The 16,945-nt window shown below is 34.4% G+C and carries 17 protein-coding genes and 3 tRNA genes; 11 read left to right on the top strand and 9 right to left on the bottom strand.

The window, feature by feature from the left end:
* The first annotated feature begins 36 nt into the window (after positions 1-36).
* The 3 genes from AVL50_RS15525 (at position 37) to AVL50_RS15515 (ending at position 337) form a co-directional block, all read left to right on the top strand.
* Positions 37-113, top strand: a tRNA-Asp gene (locus AVL50_RS15525).
* Positions 114-148: 35 nt separating this feature from the next.
* A tRNA-Asp gene (locus AVL50_RS15520) sits at positions 149-225 on the top strand.
* A gap of 35 nt (positions 226-260) precedes the next feature.
* Positions 261-337 (top strand) — tRNA-Asp (locus AVL50_RS15515).
* Positions 338-386: 49 nt separating this feature from the next.
* On the opposite strand, the gene AVL50_RS15510 is transcribed toward AVL50_RS15515, so the two are convergent.
* Positions 387-1,334, bottom strand: coding sequence for an RluA family pseudouridine synthase (locus AVL50_RS15510; protein WP_062617481.1), 948 nt, complete (start codon positions 1,332-1,334; stop codon positions 387-389).
* 67 nt (positions 1,335-1,401) lie between these two features.
* Between AVL50_RS15510 and AVL50_RS15505 the strand changes: the two genes are divergently transcribed.
* A complete protein-coding gene (locus AVL50_RS15505) occupies positions 1,402-2,592 on the top strand; it encodes a site-2 protease family protein (RefSeq protein WP_253764290.1) in 1,191 nt (396 codons plus the stop codon).
* Here the strand turns inward: AVL50_RS15505 and cas6 are convergent.
* The 4 genes from cas6 to AVL50_RS15485 form a co-directional block, all read right to left on the bottom strand.
* On the bottom strand, positions 2,579-3,298 hold the full coding sequence (gene cas6, locus AVL50_RS15500; protein WP_062617389.1) for a CRISPR-associated endoribonuclease Cas6: 720 nt from the start codon (positions 3,296-3,298) through the stop codon (positions 2,579-2,581). The two genes, AVL50_RS15505 and cas6, sit on opposite strands and share 14 nt — an antisense overlap.
* 241 nt (positions 3,299-3,539) lie before the next feature.
* Entirely contained in the window at positions 3,540-5,444 is a 1,905-nt protein-coding gene (asnB, locus tag AVL50_RS15495; RefSeq protein WP_062617388.1) for an asparagine synthase (glutamine-hydrolyzing), read from the bottom strand.
* 150 nt (positions 5,445-5,594) lie between these two features.
* Positions 5,595-6,707, bottom strand: coding sequence for a chromate efflux transporter (gene chrA, locus AVL50_RS15490; protein ID WP_062617387.1), 1,113 nt, complete (start codon positions 6,705-6,707; stop codon positions 5,595-5,597).
* 332 nt (positions 6,708-7,039) lie between these two features.
* Positions 7,040-7,543, bottom strand: a complete 504-nt coding sequence (locus tag AVL50_RS15485; RefSeq protein ID WP_062617386.1) for a metallophosphoesterase — start codon at positions 7,541-7,543, stop codon at positions 7,040-7,042.
* A 142-nt stretch (positions 7,544-7,685) separates the two neighbouring features.
* Here AVL50_RS15485 and AVL50_RS15480 point away from each other — a divergent pair, with 142 nt between their 5' ends.
* A complete protein-coding gene (locus tag AVL50_RS15480) occupies positions 7,686-8,297 on the top strand; it encodes a DUF4251 domain-containing protein (protein WP_062617385.1) in 612 nt (203 codons plus the stop codon).
* A gap of 279 nt (positions 8,298-8,576) precedes the next feature.
* The gene (locus AVL50_RS15475) at positions 8,577-9,083 is read left to right on the top strand and encodes a ferritin-like domain-containing protein (RefSeq protein WP_062617384.1); all 507 of its coding nucleotides are present in this window, start codon (positions 8,577-8,579) and stop codon (positions 9,081-9,083) included.
* An 11-nt stretch (positions 9,084-9,094) separates the two neighbouring features.
* Here the strand turns inward: AVL50_RS15475 and AVL50_RS15470 are convergent, their stop codons facing one another.
* Positions 9,095-10,369, bottom strand: coding sequence for an N-acetylmuramoyl-L-alanine amidase (locus tag AVL50_RS15470; protein WP_062617383.1), 1,275 nt, complete (start codon positions 10,367-10,369; stop codon positions 9,095-9,097).
* 211 nt (positions 10,370-10,580) lie between these two features.
* Between AVL50_RS15470 and tatC the strand changes: the two genes are divergently transcribed.
* Positions 10,581-11,414, top strand: coding sequence for a twin-arginine translocase subunit TatC (gene tatC, locus AVL50_RS15465; RefSeq protein ID WP_062617382.1), 834 nt, complete (start codon positions 10,581-10,583; stop codon positions 11,412-11,414).
* Between the two features lie 70 nt (positions 11,415-11,484).
* On the opposite strand, the gene recR is transcribed toward tatC, so the two are convergent.
* Positions 11,485-12,090, bottom strand: coding sequence for a recombination mediator RecR (gene recR / locus AVL50_RS15460; RefSeq protein WP_062617479.1), 606 nt, complete (start codon positions 12,088-12,090; stop codon positions 11,485-11,487).
* Between the two features lie 25 nt (positions 12,091-12,115).
* Entirely contained in the window at positions 12,116-12,406 is a 291-nt protein-coding gene (locus AVL50_RS15455; RefSeq protein WP_062617381.1) for an ATP-dependent Clp protease adaptor ClpS, read from the bottom strand.
* Between the two features lie 132 nt (positions 12,407-12,538).
* On the opposite strand from AVL50_RS15455, the gene AVL50_RS15450 reads away from it, so the two are divergent.
* From AVL50_RS15450 to AVL50_RS15440, 3 genes are all read left to right on the top strand, one after another.
* Positions 12,539-13,441 carry an SDR family oxidoreductase gene (locus tag AVL50_RS15450; protein WP_062617380.1) on the top strand — a complete coding sequence of 301 codons (903 nt, stop codon included), beginning with the start codon at positions 12,539-12,541 and terminating at the stop codon, positions 13,439-13,441.
* A gap of 249 nt (positions 13,442-13,690) precedes the next feature.
* Positions 13,691-14,464 (top strand): DUF6089 family protein, encoded by a 774-nt coding sequence (locus AVL50_RS15445; protein WP_062617379.1) that lies wholly within the window; start codon positions 13,691-13,693, stop codon positions 14,462-14,464.
* A 100-nt stretch (positions 14,465-14,564) separates the two neighbouring features.
* Positions 14,565-15,284, top strand: a complete 720-nt coding sequence (locus AVL50_RS15440) for a DUF6089 family protein (protein ID WP_062617378.1) — start codon at positions 14,565-14,567, stop codon at positions 15,282-15,284.
* Between the two features lie 71 nt (positions 15,285-15,355).
* Here the strand turns inward: AVL50_RS15440 and AVL50_RS15435 are convergent, their stop codons facing one another.
* Positions 15,356-15,937 carry an outer membrane beta-barrel protein gene (locus AVL50_RS15435; protein ID WP_062617377.1) on the bottom strand — a complete coding sequence of 194 codons (582 nt, stop codon included), beginning with the start codon at positions 15,935-15,937 and terminating at the stop codon, positions 15,356-15,358.
* A 172-nt stretch (positions 15,938-16,109) separates the two neighbouring features.
* On the opposite strand from AVL50_RS15435, the gene AVL50_RS15430 reads away from it, so the two are divergent.
* Positions 16,110-16,898, top strand: coding sequence for a S1/P1 nuclease (locus tag AVL50_RS15430; protein WP_062617376.1), 789 nt, complete (start codon positions 16,110-16,112; stop codon positions 16,896-16,898).
* Positions 16,899-16,945: the final 47 nt, after the last annotated feature.

Below are 16,945 nucleotides of genomic sequence, written 5' to 3'. Positions count from 1 at the left end.
TCGCTTTTAAGAAAAACGCCTCTTAAAAAGCGACCTGGAGCAGTAGTTCAGTTGGTTAGAATACCTGCCTGTCACGCAGGGGGTCGCGGGTTCGAGTCCCGTCTGTTCCGCCAACAAGTCTTCATCAGACTTTCAAACACCGATGACTGGAGCAGTAGTTCAGATGGTTAGAATACCTGCCTGTCACGCAGGGGGGCGCGGGTTCGAGTCCCGTCTGTTCCGCCAACAAGTCTTCATCAAACTTTCAAAAACCGATGACTGGAGCAGTAGTTCAGTTGGTTAGAATACCTGCCTGTCACGCAGGGGGTCGCGGGTTCGAGTCCCGTCTGTTCCGCCAACCAATTCAAGAGAAAGACAAGTTCGTTATGGGCTTGTCTTTTTTTATTTTATACACTTTTTATCAGTGCCGTAATATCTGAAGGCAATGCGGAGTCAAATTCCAGTACGGTATTTTGATCAAGGGGAGAGATAAAATGTAAAGTTTTAGCATGTAGACAATGACGCCCGATCTGATTCTGAACTTTTTGGTCTAGTATTAAATAGGAAACCTCATAACGTTGATCACCAACGAGGGGATGACCAAGGAATTGCATGTGAACTCTGATCTGATGCGTTCTACCTGTTTCCAACCTGCATTCAACCAAAGTGAACTTAGAATAACGCTGTAGTATCTTATAATGCGTTACAGCCTCTTTGCCAAAAGACTTATCCACGGAAACTTCAATACTTCTTTCATTTTCCGGATGCCTCCCAATATGTTGATGAATCGTTCCCTGATCCTCTTTTACATTTCCCCACACCAAAGCATTATAAATTCTGTGAGGTTTCATTTTCTTAAACTGCTGACTTAAAAATTGTCTAGCACGTTCAGTTTTCGCTAAAACCAATACTCCACTTGTATCTTTATCCAAACGCTGAACAATACAGTCTTTTAAGAGTACCTCTTTCTGATCCGTTTTTCTATAATAAGTTTTTAATGCGTTCTGAACAGTATTGCCATAATTCCCTAGCCCAGGGTGCATAGGCATCAGAGCAGGCTTGTTGATTACAATGCACTCACTGTCTTCATGGAGTACTTCTAAGGGATAATCATACTCTAGCAATTCTGTAAGTTTATTAAAAGGTTCATACCAACGAATGACGTCATCCGGTTTAACCAGGTAACTTGCCTTTGACTTTTTATCATTGACAGTCACCATTTCAGTTTTAATTTTCTTCTGAATGATGTTTCTACTTTTATTAGGAAGGTTTAAAGATAGAAAATGATCCAAACGTACCTGTTTTCCTGCTTTAGGTACTGTAAATTCTTCATGAAGATGCTTCTTTTCTATCATTTTCTTTTTTTGTTGTATGATCCAAGCTACAAAGTTAACTTGCAAGACTTATTGATGGAATTAAAATATGGAAGAAAATAAAGAGACGAAGCAAGAAATAGACCTTTCAAAGTTTAAAATCCCCGAAAAAAAGGATGAAAAAGTAGGAATGGTATGGTGGAAACACTTGCTGTTATTCGTAGTAACATTAATGGCGACTACCTTTGCAGGGCTTGAATGGGTCTATGTAAAACGTGTTATTGTTGATCCTATTACACTAGAACAATGGTTAGGAGCTCTTTCTTATTCAGTATCATTTCTTGGGATATTAACTGTACATGAATTCGGACATTATTTTACTGCCAAATACCACAAACTAAAAGTTACCTTACCTTATTTCCTTCCAGTTTGGTTTTTTAATCTTTTACCATCTATTGGAACCTTTGGAGCATTCATCAAAATCAAAAGCATGATCAAGTCAAGAAATGCGTTTTTTGATGTAGGTGTATCAGGTCCTTTAGCAGGTTTTGTGGCCGCTTTGTTTGTTTTATTTTATGGCTTTACACATTTGCCTCCTCAAGAATATATTTTTCAGATTCACCCCGAATATCAGGAGTATGGTTTAGATTATGCGAATCATGTATATGATAATTTGGGAGAGGGCGAAGATATGATGTTTGGTACTAACTTGTTATTTGAGTTTTTCAAAAATTTTGTTGCTCCAGATCCATCATTAGTACCGAATCCACATGAAATGATGCATTATCCTTATTTGTTTGCAGGTTTCTTGGCTTGTTTTTTTACAGCATTAAATCTTTTGCCTTTTGGACAATTGGATGGAGGACATGCATTATATAGTATTATAGGATATAAACGATTTCATCAGCTTCTACCTTTTACATTTGCTGCATTTTTATATTGGGGAGGATTAGGTTTATTTTCAGCCAATGACAGTCATGAATATCTTCTTTCTTATGCTCCGCTATATCTTCTTTATTTATATTTTGTATCCATGAAACTGTTTAAAGAGAAAGTCACAATTGCTCTTTATGCAATGGGCATTTTTACAGCTCAATTTGTAACGGTGACATTTTATCCGGCGGCAACGGGTTATACAGGTTGGTTGGTCTTTGGTCTTCTTCTTTCAAGGTTTATTGGATTACATCACCCGCCTTCCTTATACAAAGAAGGTGTTGACACCAAACGTAAAGTTGTTGGCGTCATCACCTTGATTGTTTTTATATTATGTTTTACGCCTAAGCTACTTATTCTGAACTAGAATTTTCTTCACCGACGATGTAAGGTTTCTTTTCTGGATTGAAATACGGAATGTCTAGCATACCAAATCCATGGGCTGTCAACTCACCAAATCCATTGTGATAGATAAACTCTTGTACTTCTGGAGCTGCTAAAATTTCAAATGGGAGGGTATAACCTCTTGCTTCCTTGATTTCTCCATTCTTAATTACAGAATAGATACGGGCAAACTTTTTATCCATCCTATTGATTCTTGCTAAATAGTCTTGATCAGGAATAACTTGGAACCTGAAAAAAGACGCAATTTGCTCCTGAGTATACAAACCTGAGTTTTCCATTCTGAACATTGTAGAATCATACAACATATCAGAGAAGTCATCACTCATAGGATTGACAAACATCTTATTATTCAGCCCTTGAATGTCGTGGAAAGGGACAATGGGAGAAATACAAAGGTATTTCATAGATTCACTGAACTGAGGAACTTCTTCTACCTCAACACTGTCAGCTTGTAACATCAAATTACCTAGAAGAATATGAGATTCTCTAAATAACCCATTCACTATACTATCAACGAATTCTTTATTTGGGCTAGTTAATACTATGGTTGCTTTTTTTGAAAAATAATGTAGACCTTCTCGGCCAACTTTCGTCTGTCCTTTAAGTCCAGAAAAAGTGAAATTGGCGTTGTCGAATAAGTCATTATCAGCACAAGCTATTTTTAGCATGTTCTGAACAAGTTTTTGGTGGTGGAAGGGTAAAATTGCACCCTTGTTACGGAGATTGAAGATTATTCTTATGCGCACCTTCTAAAAAATTTGTAGTTGGTAACTTCCAATAGGATAAATCCTAGATAGATAAAAAAATTAATAAAGTGTATATACACTCGTAAAATACCCCAATGAGGCAGATTACTTAATATCATTAATTTATCCGAATTAAAGTAATTTTTTTGACAAAATTATATTTTTAAGCCTTATTTAACGAAGGATTATATTTTTTCCACCAATTCTGCAATACTAAAATTGACCATACCTGATTCTGATCATAATTGGAAGAATTAAAGATTGTATTTTTCAAGCTTTCTGTATAGTTGACATCAAAGACTCCTTGATTTGCAACAAAGTCTTTATCTAGCATCTCATTTACCCAACTTCTCAGTGCAGTTTTGTATCCATTCATCAATGGAACTTCAAAGCCATGCTTAGGTCGTTTATATAATTCTTCAGGGAGTAAAGGTTTGAACGCGTCTTGTAGAATTCTCTTCTTCATATTACCATGAATTTTGTACTCAGAAGGCAGTCTCATGGCAAACTCAACTACTCTATGATCCAAGAATGGAACACGTACTTCAAGACTATTCAGCATACTCATAGAATCTACCTTATGAAGCATATCGTTGACTAATAAACCATCAAGGTCTGAGAATAGAACATCATTGATTCCTTCTCCGTTGATGTGCTGTGTTAGCTGTGCTTTTCTTTGTAAAAACGCGGATTCATCTATTTGTTTTTTAAAGTCTAGAGAAAGCAAGCTTCTTGTCGTTTCCGTGTCCCTCCAACAGCATTGGAACCAATATCTTTCTTGTGGGGAAAGTTTAAGGCCTTCTCCAAATTTAATTGCTTGTCTGAATTTATTCCCTAAAGCAGAATTTCTACTTTGAGGAAGTTGTTTTAATAGAGGAAGTCCTGCTTTGATTACTTTAGCCAAAATACCTTGATTTCTGGATTTCCATTCACCCAAGTGTTTATTGTACCCAGCGAACATTTCATCTGCACCATCTCCTGATAAAGCTACAGTAACTTTCTTTTTTGTTTCTCTACACAAAATATTTACAGCCAAAGCAGATGCATCTGCAAATGGTTCTGCATAACTGTCCAGCATCCCAAATAAGTGATTGTAAAAATCGTCGGGAGTCAGCTTGAAAGCAGTGTGATCTGTATTGTACTTTTTGGCGACTAATTCAGCATAATGTGTTTCGTCAAAAAGAGGTTCATCTTTATATCCAATAGAGAAAGTTTGAAGCTGTTCGGTATGTTTTGACGCCATGGCAACAACAGCTGAAGAGTCAATTCCGCCGCTTAGGAAAGCGCCTAAAGGTACATCCGAAACCATTCTTTCTTTGATAGAAGCATCCATCACTTTTAGAAGTTCTTCCTGTGCTTCTTCATATGTAAGGTTTAAGGGAGATATACATTGTTTTTTAAGTTGATAGTAAGGTTCAATGCTGACTTCTTTACCTTTAATAAACATGTAATGACCCTGTGGCAATTTCTTGATGTTCTTGAAGACAGAATCAGGAGTGGGAATATATGTAAGCTGAAGCAGTTGGAAAATTGAAGTAGGGTCTACTTCTTTCTCAATTCCAAATTGTAATAAAGAGATCATCTCACTACCAAAAACAACCTTATCCTCATCAATGGAATAAAGTAATGGCTTGATACCCATTCTGTCTCTTGCTATAAACAGACTGTTGTCTTCATTGTCATAAATAGCAAAGCCAAAGAAACCATGAAATAAGTTGATGCATTCTTTACCATAATGAATATATGCGTAAAGCAATACTTCTGTATCTGAACTTGTGACAAAGTTGACTCCTTTGTTCTTTAGTTGTTCTTTTATCTCCTGGTAATTATAAATTTCACCATTAAAGACAATGGTATAACGACCTGAAGCATCATGCATGGGTTGATTAGCACCTTCTGATAAATCAATAATGGAAAGGCGTCTATGGCCTAAGTGAACGAAATGACTACTATAAACATCAGAAGCATTAGGTCCTCTATGGGCAATAACTTCTGTTGCCTTATGCATATGAATAGCTTGCATTCGTCCGATTTCATTGAAGGCAAATAAACCTGTAATTCCGCACATGATCTTCTATAGGAGTTTAAAAAAATGGTAATTAAAGAACTTTAAGCAACGAAATTAGAAAAAATATCAGTAACAAAAATCAAAAAGCCAATGAATTAAAACCATTGACTTAGATAATGATAAGAAAATGCAATTATGACCTTATACTAACTACAAAAGATACCCCAATAAACTTCCTCCTAAAATAATCCACATACTGTTCACTTTTTTGAATTTAAAGGTGATAATACCACTCAGAGCAGCAATAAAAACACTTGGCCAGTCATGGAGTGAAGTATGGGCCATTTCAAATAATACTTTGATCATTATTACCACTGACGCTATGTTTACAGCATCAAGAAAATAACCAACATTTTTAGAGGCCCTTAGTTTTGGAATAAGAGGGTTTAACAAAAGGACTAGGATAAATGAGGGAAGAAAAATTCCTAAAGTGGCCATGATAGCTCCACATACTCCTCCAAGTTGAAAACCTACAAAAGTAGCTGTAGATAAAACGGGACCGGGAGTAAACTGCCCAATGGCAATTGCATCCATTAATTCTTGTCTTGTAAGCCAACCATTTTTTACTAATTCTGCATCAAGATAGGCAAAAAGGACATAACCGCTTCCGTATAATACAGCTCCAACTTTTAGAAAGGTGAAGAAAATTTTGGAAGTAGTAATGCTTTTTATCGGCACAGAAGTGAAAAGCAAAGGCAAAAAAGCTTTCTTATTTGAATGATGGTCATTTTTGAGGTTAAAATAAAGGATACCTAAAACTCCAGTGCTTAATAAAGCAATTATTTCATTGACTCCTAACAATGAAGCAATAAGAGTTATCAGACCTAATATGCCTACCTCGACGCCTTTTAATGCTTTTTTACCAAGTTTAAAAATTGCACTCATTATTATGGCCAAAACCGCAGGTTTTATACCTATTATAAATGGTGCAACATTGGGGAGTTCTCCATATTCGGTGTAAAACCAACCTAAAATGCCAGTAATTACAACGGCAGGAAAGATAAATGCAACTCCTCCAAGAACAAGTCCAGGAAAACCAGCTCTTTCATGCCCAACGTGCATTGTCATTTCAGTAGAATTAGGACCAGGAATTAAGTTTGTAGTTCCTATTAAGTCAAGAAAATGTTCACTGCTCATCCATTTTCTTTTGTCTACAATTTCTTTTTCAAGCATGGCAATATGAGCGGCAGGTCCTCCGAAAGCAATACATCCCAGTCGGAACATGACGATAACAACTTCAAGTAGCTTTGATGAATTATTCATTTAATAAAATTGTGTTTGAAAATATAGAATTAGGTTTGTCTTCTATTTGATTGATTAATACATCAAAGTAAGTACACTTGAATAGCAGTTTTATGGTCTATTTGAAAAAATAAAAGAAAAAATAGGCATCGAGCACTTAAATCGCCCGATGCCTATCTGTGTCACGCTTTAGAAACTGATTTTTATTGTTAAAAATATTTTCAGTTTGCTAGCATTATCTCATCTCATAACTTTCAATAACAAATTAAGCGTATTTTGAACACATACAGTGGTGATGTAGATGTTAATAAAAGTTGATTGTTGTCATTGTTTTCAGTTAATTAACTGGTATTCTATATTTTAGATCTTAACCCTAACTCAATAACTTTTAGATCTTTTGGTTTCCCTTGGTCGATTCTTAGACGAATTAAAGTTCTCATTCTATGAAAACCATGTCTTCCTGCTGCTCCGGGGTTGATATGAAGCAATTTTCTGTCTTGATCAGGAATTACTTTTAGAATATGAGAGTGCCCACATATAAATAAGTCAGGTTTCAATTCACTCAAACGTTTTTTTAATTTAGTTGTATACCTTGGAGGATAGCCACCAATATGAATCATGTACACTTTCACGCCTTCTATCTCAAAAATAGCTTCCTCAGGATATTCTACTCTAAGATTTCCATCATCAATATTTCCATAAACGGCTTTTGTAGGTGCTACCTTTTTCAATTCATCCATAACATATTGATCTCCAATGTCACCAGCATGCCATATTTCATCACAACCTTCTAAATGCTCTACTATTTTATCATCAATATAACTATGTGTATCAGAGATGATTCCTATTTCTTTCATGATTATCTATTTTTTATATAGTTCAATCCTTATTTCATATTGTCTCATTGTTAACAAGATTTAATCATTTTAACCTTGAAAACTATTCAATCGTTCAATCAATTGTAAAAAATAATTTGAAAACTGAAAAGCTTAAAATACTATGAAGAACTTAATTAAAATATTTATCGTTACAATTTCTCTATTTATTACTTCTAATGTTTTTGCTCAAGAAATTAAAGAAGATAAACCGTTGACCAAACAAGAGTTGAGAGCTCAGAAAAGGTTAGAAAAGAAAAAAGAAAGAGAAGAGAAAAGATTAATTGCAAAGCAATTGGAAATGATCATTCATGAACAAGCAGTGCAAGGGATTGATAGTGGAACATTTGTTTTGGAAGCTACACAGGTTTACGATAGATATGGAAATATTGAGAATGTGAACAGCACTATCAACTTTGTAAAAGTGGTAGGTAATAATGCCATTTTTCAATTAGGTTTTGATGGAATTGTGGGATTGAATGGGGTAGGAGGTATTACTATGGAAGGTAAAATCTCGAACTACGAAGTGGAGAAGATGGAAAATGGTAGAGTGAATGTGAGCTTTAATGTTCAAGGCCCAATTATGATGGCCAGTATGAGTTTCACAATGGATGGTGAAGGAAATTTTGCCAATGTAAAGGTAAGAGCTCAGACAGAGAACATTGAATTAAGTTTCAGAGGGCAGATTCAGCCATTGAATAATTCAAATGTTTACGAAGGCATGAAACTATTTTAGGGAAGTATTATAAAGTTTTAGATAATGATGAAAATAAAAAAAGAGCAGTTTCTGTGAATCTGCTCTTTTTCGCTTCATTTCATTTCATTTCTTTTGTATAACAAATATAGGATATAGTTTAAATATGTCATGATGATAAGGAAATTTTTTCTAGTGATTTTTGTCATTGAAACTGATTTTTAATGGCGTTATTTTAGGTGTGTGAATTACACTTATAGTGTAATTCAGATGAGGTTGTGTATAAAAAATATATTGTCAATCATCTAAAACTAGATCATTATGAAACAATTTGAAGATTTAAGAGATTTATTTATTCATCAAATGAAAGATAGATATGATTCTGAAACACAGCAAATTGGTGTGTATCATGAATTGGGAATGCGTGTGAAATCTGTTGGATTAAAAAGAGTTTTGGCTATTTGTGAAAAAAGTGCTCAAAAACATATAGATTTTTTGGATGAATTATTTACAGACCTTCACGAGAATCAAGTAGGAGATATCTGTGAATGTAGCTTAGGTATGATCAAGGAAATGAATATGATACTTGAGAACACATCAAATCATAATATCACTGATATTGCAATTTTATCTACAATAAGACAATTGCACTCCAATGATCTTACAGGGTATCAAAATATATTAATGTATGCCGATCAAGTTCATGATGATGCTATCCTTGATGTTTTAAAACAAATGTTGAAAAACGAAAAAGACCTAGATCAGCTTCTTGATGAAACGATGTTGAATTTAATTCAAAAAGAATATGTACTGGAAGCGAAAGTTTGAAATTTAATACGCTACGGTAATAATTGTTTATGGGGTTTCCTTGCTTGGTTTTCTAACACAGTAACTATAAAAGCATCAGGAAACCCTTTTTGTCTTACTGACGCGAGGATTTTTTGTGCTTCTTCTTTGGAATAGGTTTTTCCTACTAGCACCTGATATTTATAAGCATTTTTCGATTCTTCATCATAAAATAGAAAAACAGGGTAGCCTAATACTTTGAATTCTCTTTTATTTAGATCCACATCATCTACACTTGACATAATTTGGATTCTGTAGAAGTGCAGGTCAGCGAGTTTATCATTCTGTTTGCTTGAATTAGTAGTATCTTTTGTAGCAGTGGTATTAACAACTGCAACCTTTGCTTCTTTCACTGCAGGTACCTCAACTTTTTTTGGTGTCACAGGTTTTGGCTTTGGAGCATCAAACTTTCTAACATAAGCGTCTTTAAATCCCTTTTTTCTAATTGTTTTAGCAAGTTGGTCTGCCACTTTTTTCTCATATTCTCTGCCCACCAAAAGAGAATATACTTTTCCTTCTTTTTGTGGATCAACTTTCATTTTCAAGTTTTTGATTTTCTTTGATTTTAGATCAGCAGTGGGATTGGTGGTAGATCCAATTTGTACTCTATAATATGGATACCTTCTATCTGCTTGTGGACGTGGCCTCTTGTTTTCGAAATCGCGAATTGCCCTGAACAATGCAGATGCTATATAAGTTTGTCCTTTTCCTGAGTTCAAATAAGCTTCCTCTTTTGCATTGCTCATAAAGCCACACTCTACCAAAACACCTGGCATTTCAGTATATTGAATGACTTGCAAGTTATGCCCTCTATCGCTTCTCTCCCTAATACCTCTACTTTTTCGACCTGCTCTAATAAAGTCCTGATCTATTTGTTTGGCCAAAGCATAAGAGGTTTGAAACTTCTTACTTTGAATATGGACTTGAGTACCATGGTAGCTTTTATTTGAAAGAGAATTACAATGAATACTTATAAAATAGTCAGCTTTTACACTATTGGCATAATTGACTCTTTCCTCAAGAGAAACGGTTCTATCTGTTTTGCGGGTGTATTTTACCTCAACATTTTTGACTCTTTCTTCCAAATAACCACCTAGCCTAAAAGCAATATCTAAATTAAGGTCAGATTCATGTTTATAATAACTTTTACTTCTTGGTTTTCCAACGTCTGAACCACCATGTCCTGGATCAATAACAATTACAACCTTGCGGTCAAAACTGTATTGTTTATAGGAATCACTTTGTCCAAAAGCTGTAATGCTGAACAAAAGGAAAATGGAGACTAAGTTTAAAAAAAGATATTTAAGACGATTGGATAACATAAAAATTCTCTCCGGATATTATTAATTGAATATACGAAATTACTCAGAATGCTTTAGTATTTACAAGTATTCTTATTTAGTTCTTTTAATTATTATGCCATTTCAATCAAAATGTCGAACTTTGAGCCCGAAATTAAATAAGAACTCATACAAACGAATGGCAGATAATAACGAACAGCAGGAAATGTCATTCTTAGATCATTTAGAAGAACTAAGATGGCACGTGTTGAGAGGAGTAGCTTCAATTTTTATTTTCTCAGTAATAGCATTTATAGCAAAGTCTTTTGTTTTTAACGTAATTATACTTGGACCTTCACGTTTAGATTTTCCAACTTATCAATGGCTTTGTGAGTTATCGCATCAGATGGATACCGAGGCGCTTTGTATTAAAAGCTTACCGTTCACTATTCAAAGTAGAACAATGACAGGTCAGTTTGCAATGCATATTATGTCATCAATTGTAATTGGGTTGATTTTCGCATTCCCTTACACTTTCTGGGAGATATGGCGTTTTGTGAAGCCCGGTTTATATCAAAATGAGCAAAGTGCAACCACTGGAGCTACATTTTTTGTGAGCCTTCTATTTATGATAGGGGTATTATTTGGGTATTATATTGTTTCTCCTTTAGCCATTAATTTCTTATCAAATTATCAAATTGATGAGAGCGTACTAAATGAATTTGATATTTCATCCTATATCTCCACCTTGGCAATGATTGTACTTTCAGGCGGCGTAATGTTCCAATTACCAATGGTAGTTTACTTCTTGTCACAGTCTGACTTAGTAACACCTGATAGTATGAAGGAATATAGAAGACATGCTATTGTAATCATTTTGATTATTTCAGCAATCATTACTCCTCCAGATCCAATCACTCAGATCTTAATTGCAGGACCGATTGTTCTCCTATATGAAATCAGTATTTATATTTCAGCAAGAGTACTGAAACGAAAGCAGAAAAAAGCTAAAAAAGAACTTAGAAAGGTATAATTCTTTTCTTTGATGAAATAGGAGGAAGCTGGATATTTTGAAAAAGATATCCAGTTTTTTTAGGATAAATTTAAAGTGATGTTCTTTCAGAGATTGATCTTCCAAGTGTGAGCTCATCTGCAAACTCAAGAGCTCCACCTACAGGTATACCTCTTGCAATGTTGGTCACTTTCAAAGAAGGAATATTCTCTAATTGTTGTCTTATAAAGAAAGCAGTTGTATCACCATCTAGGCTTGCATTTAAAGCAAAAATGATCTCATTGATATCTTCTGAATGAACACGTTCAATAAGGTGTTCAATAGTTAAATCATTAGGTGTAATTCCTTGTAATGGCGAAATTACTCCATTGAGAACATGATATACACCTTTGAAAGCACCTGTAGATTCAATAGCCAAAACATCCGACATATTTTCTACAATACATAACGTAGAAAAATCTCTTGAGGGGTTGGCACAGATACTACAAAGCTCATCATCAGAAATATTATGGCATTTTTTGCAATACTTTACATTCAATTTCAATGATGCTATGGAAGTTGCTAGGTCTTTAGCGAACAGCTCATCTTCTTTAAGTATAAAAAGCGCCATTCTTAAAGCCGTCTTTTTCCCAATGCCTGGTAGTTTAGAAATTTCTTCAACGGCTTTTTCTAAAGATTTTGAAGGTAAGTTAGACACAGCTATCAATATTGAAATGTAAAATTTATAAAATTTCGCAAGAAATTCCTCTGTCACACAATGCAGTTCGCATAGGTGTTAGTTCTTCGAAAGTACCACTTTTTACGGCACACTTTCCATTGTAATGTATAATCCAAGTACACTGTTCTGCTTGATGCGATGTATGTTTGCAAACTTGAATCAAAGCATCAATTACAGTATCAAATGTATTTACATCGTCGTTAAAAACGACTAATTCTCTGTTAAGTTCAGAATCAACTAGGGTTTCCTCCAGCTCTTGAACTTCAGTATCACTTTGTGTTGAAAACTTAATCATATGAAAGTAAAAAGATTTGATACACAAAAATAGTAATCCTATTATTAATTAACTAATTGCCTCTCTAATAACATTCATTCTTTCAAATTAGTTTACGTAATTAGTGCAAATTCAACTAAAATTTATACAAAAATGAGAAAAACAGTTTTGATAACTGGAGCAAACGGGTTACTTGGCCAGCATCTGACTGAAATTTTAACACAGCATAAATCTTACAATGTTGTTGCTACGGGAAGAGGAGAGGACCGTTTTAAAGGTGAAGGTTATCAATATCATACTATGGATGTAACTGATAGTCAGCAGGTAAAAGAAGTTTTTCAAGTGGTAAAACCTTCAATTGTTTTTCATTGTGCCGCAATTTCAAAGGTAGAGCACTGTGAAGATGACCATGATGAGGCTATCCGTCAAAATGTAACGGCAACAGCAATGTTACTTGAGTTGGGGAAGGAAAATGATCTAGAACATTTTATTTATTTGTCCACAGATTTTGTTTTTGATGGAGAGAAAGGAATGTATGAGGAAGACGATCATCGAAATCCACCCAACTTCTATGGGAAAACGAAGATGATGTCTGAAGATTTATTGTTAAAAGAGAAAGAGGTAAAAGTAGCTATTGTAAGAACTTGTTTAGTTTATGGACAAGTAAAAGATATGAGCAGATCAAATATCATGCTTTGGGTAAAAAATAAATTGATGAATGGAGAGTCAATTAAAGTGGTGAATGATCAATTCAGAACACCAACTTACGCTGGAGATTTGGCCAAAGGATGTGTTCTAATAGCTGATAAGAAAGAGGTAGGAATCTTTCATATTTCAGGGAGAGATTATCTTTCTCCTTATGAAATATCACTTAAAGTTGCTACGTATTTAAATCTCTCAATTTCAAATATTTCCCCTGTAAATGCCTCTACTTTTATAGAGCATGGAAGGCGTCCGTTGAAGACTGGTTTTACCAATAAAAAGGCCTATGATATACTAAATTATCAACCAATTTCGTTTAATGAGGGTATGAAAAAGGTTTTGGCTGAGCGTTAAAGGAGTTAAAAAAGCCTTAAAAAAAAGCGCTTGAAATAATTTAATAATTGACACAAAGCCGTATATTTGCTATTGTGTAAACTACTATGCCTAACGTTTTTATACATTAATCCAGACAAATTACTCTTCTTTAATTAGTGTGAACTAACTGTTTGGCATAAAACATGTAATAACTAATAAGGTTGAAGAGTATTTCAACAACTTAAATTGAAAAAGTACTCCACCTGAGTCGTAAAAATATTTTTTAGAATGAAATTAAAAACTTCACTTCAAGCTGTTTTATTTTTGATGCTTCTTTGCTTTGCTTATTCAGAGTGTAGTGCTCAGGGAATTAAAGGTAGAGCTAGATTTACAACAAAAAAGAGATACGTAAGTTTCGGTGGTATGATCACTACTGCAAATTTTATGGGTGATTTATCTCCTGTTAATCAGGCGGGTAGTATAGATTGGGGGCATACAAAATTCCAGTTTGGAGGCTTTATTCAAAAAAGAATGATGCCTAGAGTTACAGCTCGATTATCATTAAATAATAATATATTTTCTGGTAGTGATAAGGATGCTGGACTTAATGCTGATAGAGGGCTTGAGTTTTCAACTTATGCCGTTCAGTTAAACGCAATGGGTATTGTGGATTTATTTCCTAACTCAGGAGTATTTTATAGAAGACCAAAAATTCCAATTCCTTATTTAGGTCTTGGTATAGGTTTCTTGTTTTCAACTGCTAAAGTAAGCCAGAACCCTGCAGCTGATTACCAAGGTACAATCATTACAGGTACTCAAACGGTCAATTCTACCGCTTATGTGATTCCTGTAGCCTTGGGAGTTCGCTATAAGCTGACGTCTCATTTGGATATTGCATTTGAAGCAACAGCAAATTACACTGGATCAGATAAGATTGATGGTATCGATCGTGAAATTAATTCTAACCCTAGTCAATCGAAGGTTAATGATGCCTTTTTAACACTAGGCTTTCAGTTGAATTATATTATCGGAGGGTCTATCAAGATGCCTAAGTTCCGTTAAAGAAAAAATAAATAAATTGAAAGTCCGTCAGGAAACTGAACGGACTTTTTTTATAAACCTAATCTTATGCTTGATTTTCTAAATTAACAATTAACAAAGTATGAATAAGGAATTTAAATGTTTTTTGATCTCATGCTTCTTAATAACTATCACTTTCTTGAATAATCATGAAGCAAATGCTCAATATTGGGTTTTAAGTGGTGGTGTTGGAACAGCTTTTTATTCTGGAGACGTGTCTCCAATACCTCATCCTGCAGATTATAGAATAGGAGGTAAATTTTCCGCTAAATATAAAGTCAAGAACCACTTTTTGTGGAGAACGAGTTTAGATTTAGGCTGGTATACAGGAAATGATTCTAACTATGATAAGCCATTTCATCAAGGAAGGGATGCTAGTTTTGAGAATGTGATGATCAATGTCGCAACAGGCTTTGAATACAATTTTCTGAAGTTTAGAGAACATAAAAGGAAAATTGATAATTTCACACCTTACTTTTTTATGCAATTAGGTGCAGGAGTATTTCCAATTTTGAAGACAACTACTACAAGGGCAGATAATATCTATTATTCAGTAACCCTTCCTTTGGGAGTAGGCTTTAAGAAAAGAATTTCTCATAGCCTTGATTTTGGGATGGAGTTTAGTATTGTGAAACCATTATGGAATGATAATACTGATTCAATATTCAGAGGTGATGAAACTGCTCCAGGAAGAGAGCAGACAGTGATTTCAACTTGGAGAGATAATTATTATTTTCTAGGGTTTACGATCAATTATCATATTTTTAATGTTAACTGTCCACAATATAAGAGCAGAAGATAAAGAAAAAAGAAGCAAAAAATAAAGGCTATCAATAACGATAGCCTTTACTTTTTATATGAAAAGTAGTTGGATTATCCACCGAAGAAGTAACCAACACTTAAGATCCACTGTGTAGATTTGATTGAAGGAACACCTGCTTGCTCTTCAATTAAATTTGATCCAGACTCATATTTAAGATCTACTGTTAACTTTTTGATGTCTGCGCCAATACCTGCTTGCCATCCCCAAGTAAAGTTTTTAGTATCTAAACCATCTGTGTTTTCAGGGAAATTAGACTGTGCTACAGCTCCACCAAATGCACGGCCACTGATACCTAATAAACCGAATTTCAAACCAACAACGATAGGTACATCGAATCTGTTAATATACTCACTTTCCGAAGTTTGACCTTGGATGTTGATTGTACCACCTACTCTAGAATATAAAGCTTCGATTTGAGCATAGATCGGTAAAACAGGAATGTTTGTTCTAAACATACCACCTACATGCCATGAAGCAGTTCCTTCTGTTGACCATCCTGAAGGAGCACCTTCTAAGTTATAAGATGATGCACCGATACCACCTTTAACACCTAGGCTGAATAATCCGTCTTGTGCTTGAGCAGTAGCTCCAATGAGTAATAGACCAATGATTAGAGTTAAAATTCTTTTCATAATAAAAAATGATAGAGTTATTATTAAATGTTCTTATGGTTTAGACAATTGACATTAAATATTTGTCAATTTAAATGATAAAATATGAACATCAATTAAAACACTTTGTTTGATATGATGTACCCTTTATCTTGCGTTCCAATTAGAACAAAAATTTAACCAATCATATCAAATGCGTCGAAATCATTACACTTTAACCTTTTTACCGTTAATCTTCTTTTTTTTAATAAATGTTTCTGAAGTATGGGCTTGGGGACAAACAGGTCATAGAGCTGTAGCTCAAGTTGCAGAGAATCATCTATCAAAGAAAGCGAAAAAGGAGCTGGAAAATATTTTAGGAGATTCATCTTATCTTCCAATGGTTTCTACTTGGATGGATGATATCAAATCTGATAAAAAATATAGCTTTATGTACTCTTGGCATTATATCAATATAGATGAAGGTGAAACTTTTGAAACTATTGAAAGAAGCCCAAAAGGTGATATTGTTAAAGCAGTTGACGAGATGATTGCTATTTTAGAAGACGAAAATGCTTCTAAAAAGAAAAAGGGAATGGCAATAAAAGTTTTAACTCATTTGATTGGAGATTTACATCAACCTTTTCATGTAGGACGTAAGTCAGATTTAGGAGGTAACAAGGTAAAAGTTACATGGTTTGGAAAACCTTCTAACATACATAAAGTTTGGGATTCTGAAATGTTGAAGTCAAAAGAATTATCATATACAGAAGTTGCGTTGTATGTTGACAGAACAACAGAGGATGAAGTGAAAAGATTACAAAGTGCATCAACGATAGAAATGATGAATGAATCATCTGAGTTGGCAAATAAATATTACTCTAATATTGGCGATGGAAAACTAGGTTATAGATATCTCTATGATCATTACGGAGTATTAGAAGAACGTATCAAGATAGCGGGCATTCGTTTAGCAGGAATACTAAACAAAGCTTTCGCTTAAGAAACAAACAAAAAATAGTTTGGGTACATTCTTTTAAATAATAGAAT

The organism is Flammeovirga sp. SJP92 (genome assembly GCF_001583495.1).
Taxonomy (GTDB): Bacteria; Bacteroidota; Bacteroidia; order Cytophagales; family Flammeovirgaceae; genus Flammeovirga.
This window is presented reverse-complemented; position numbering and strand designations above follow the sequence as displayed.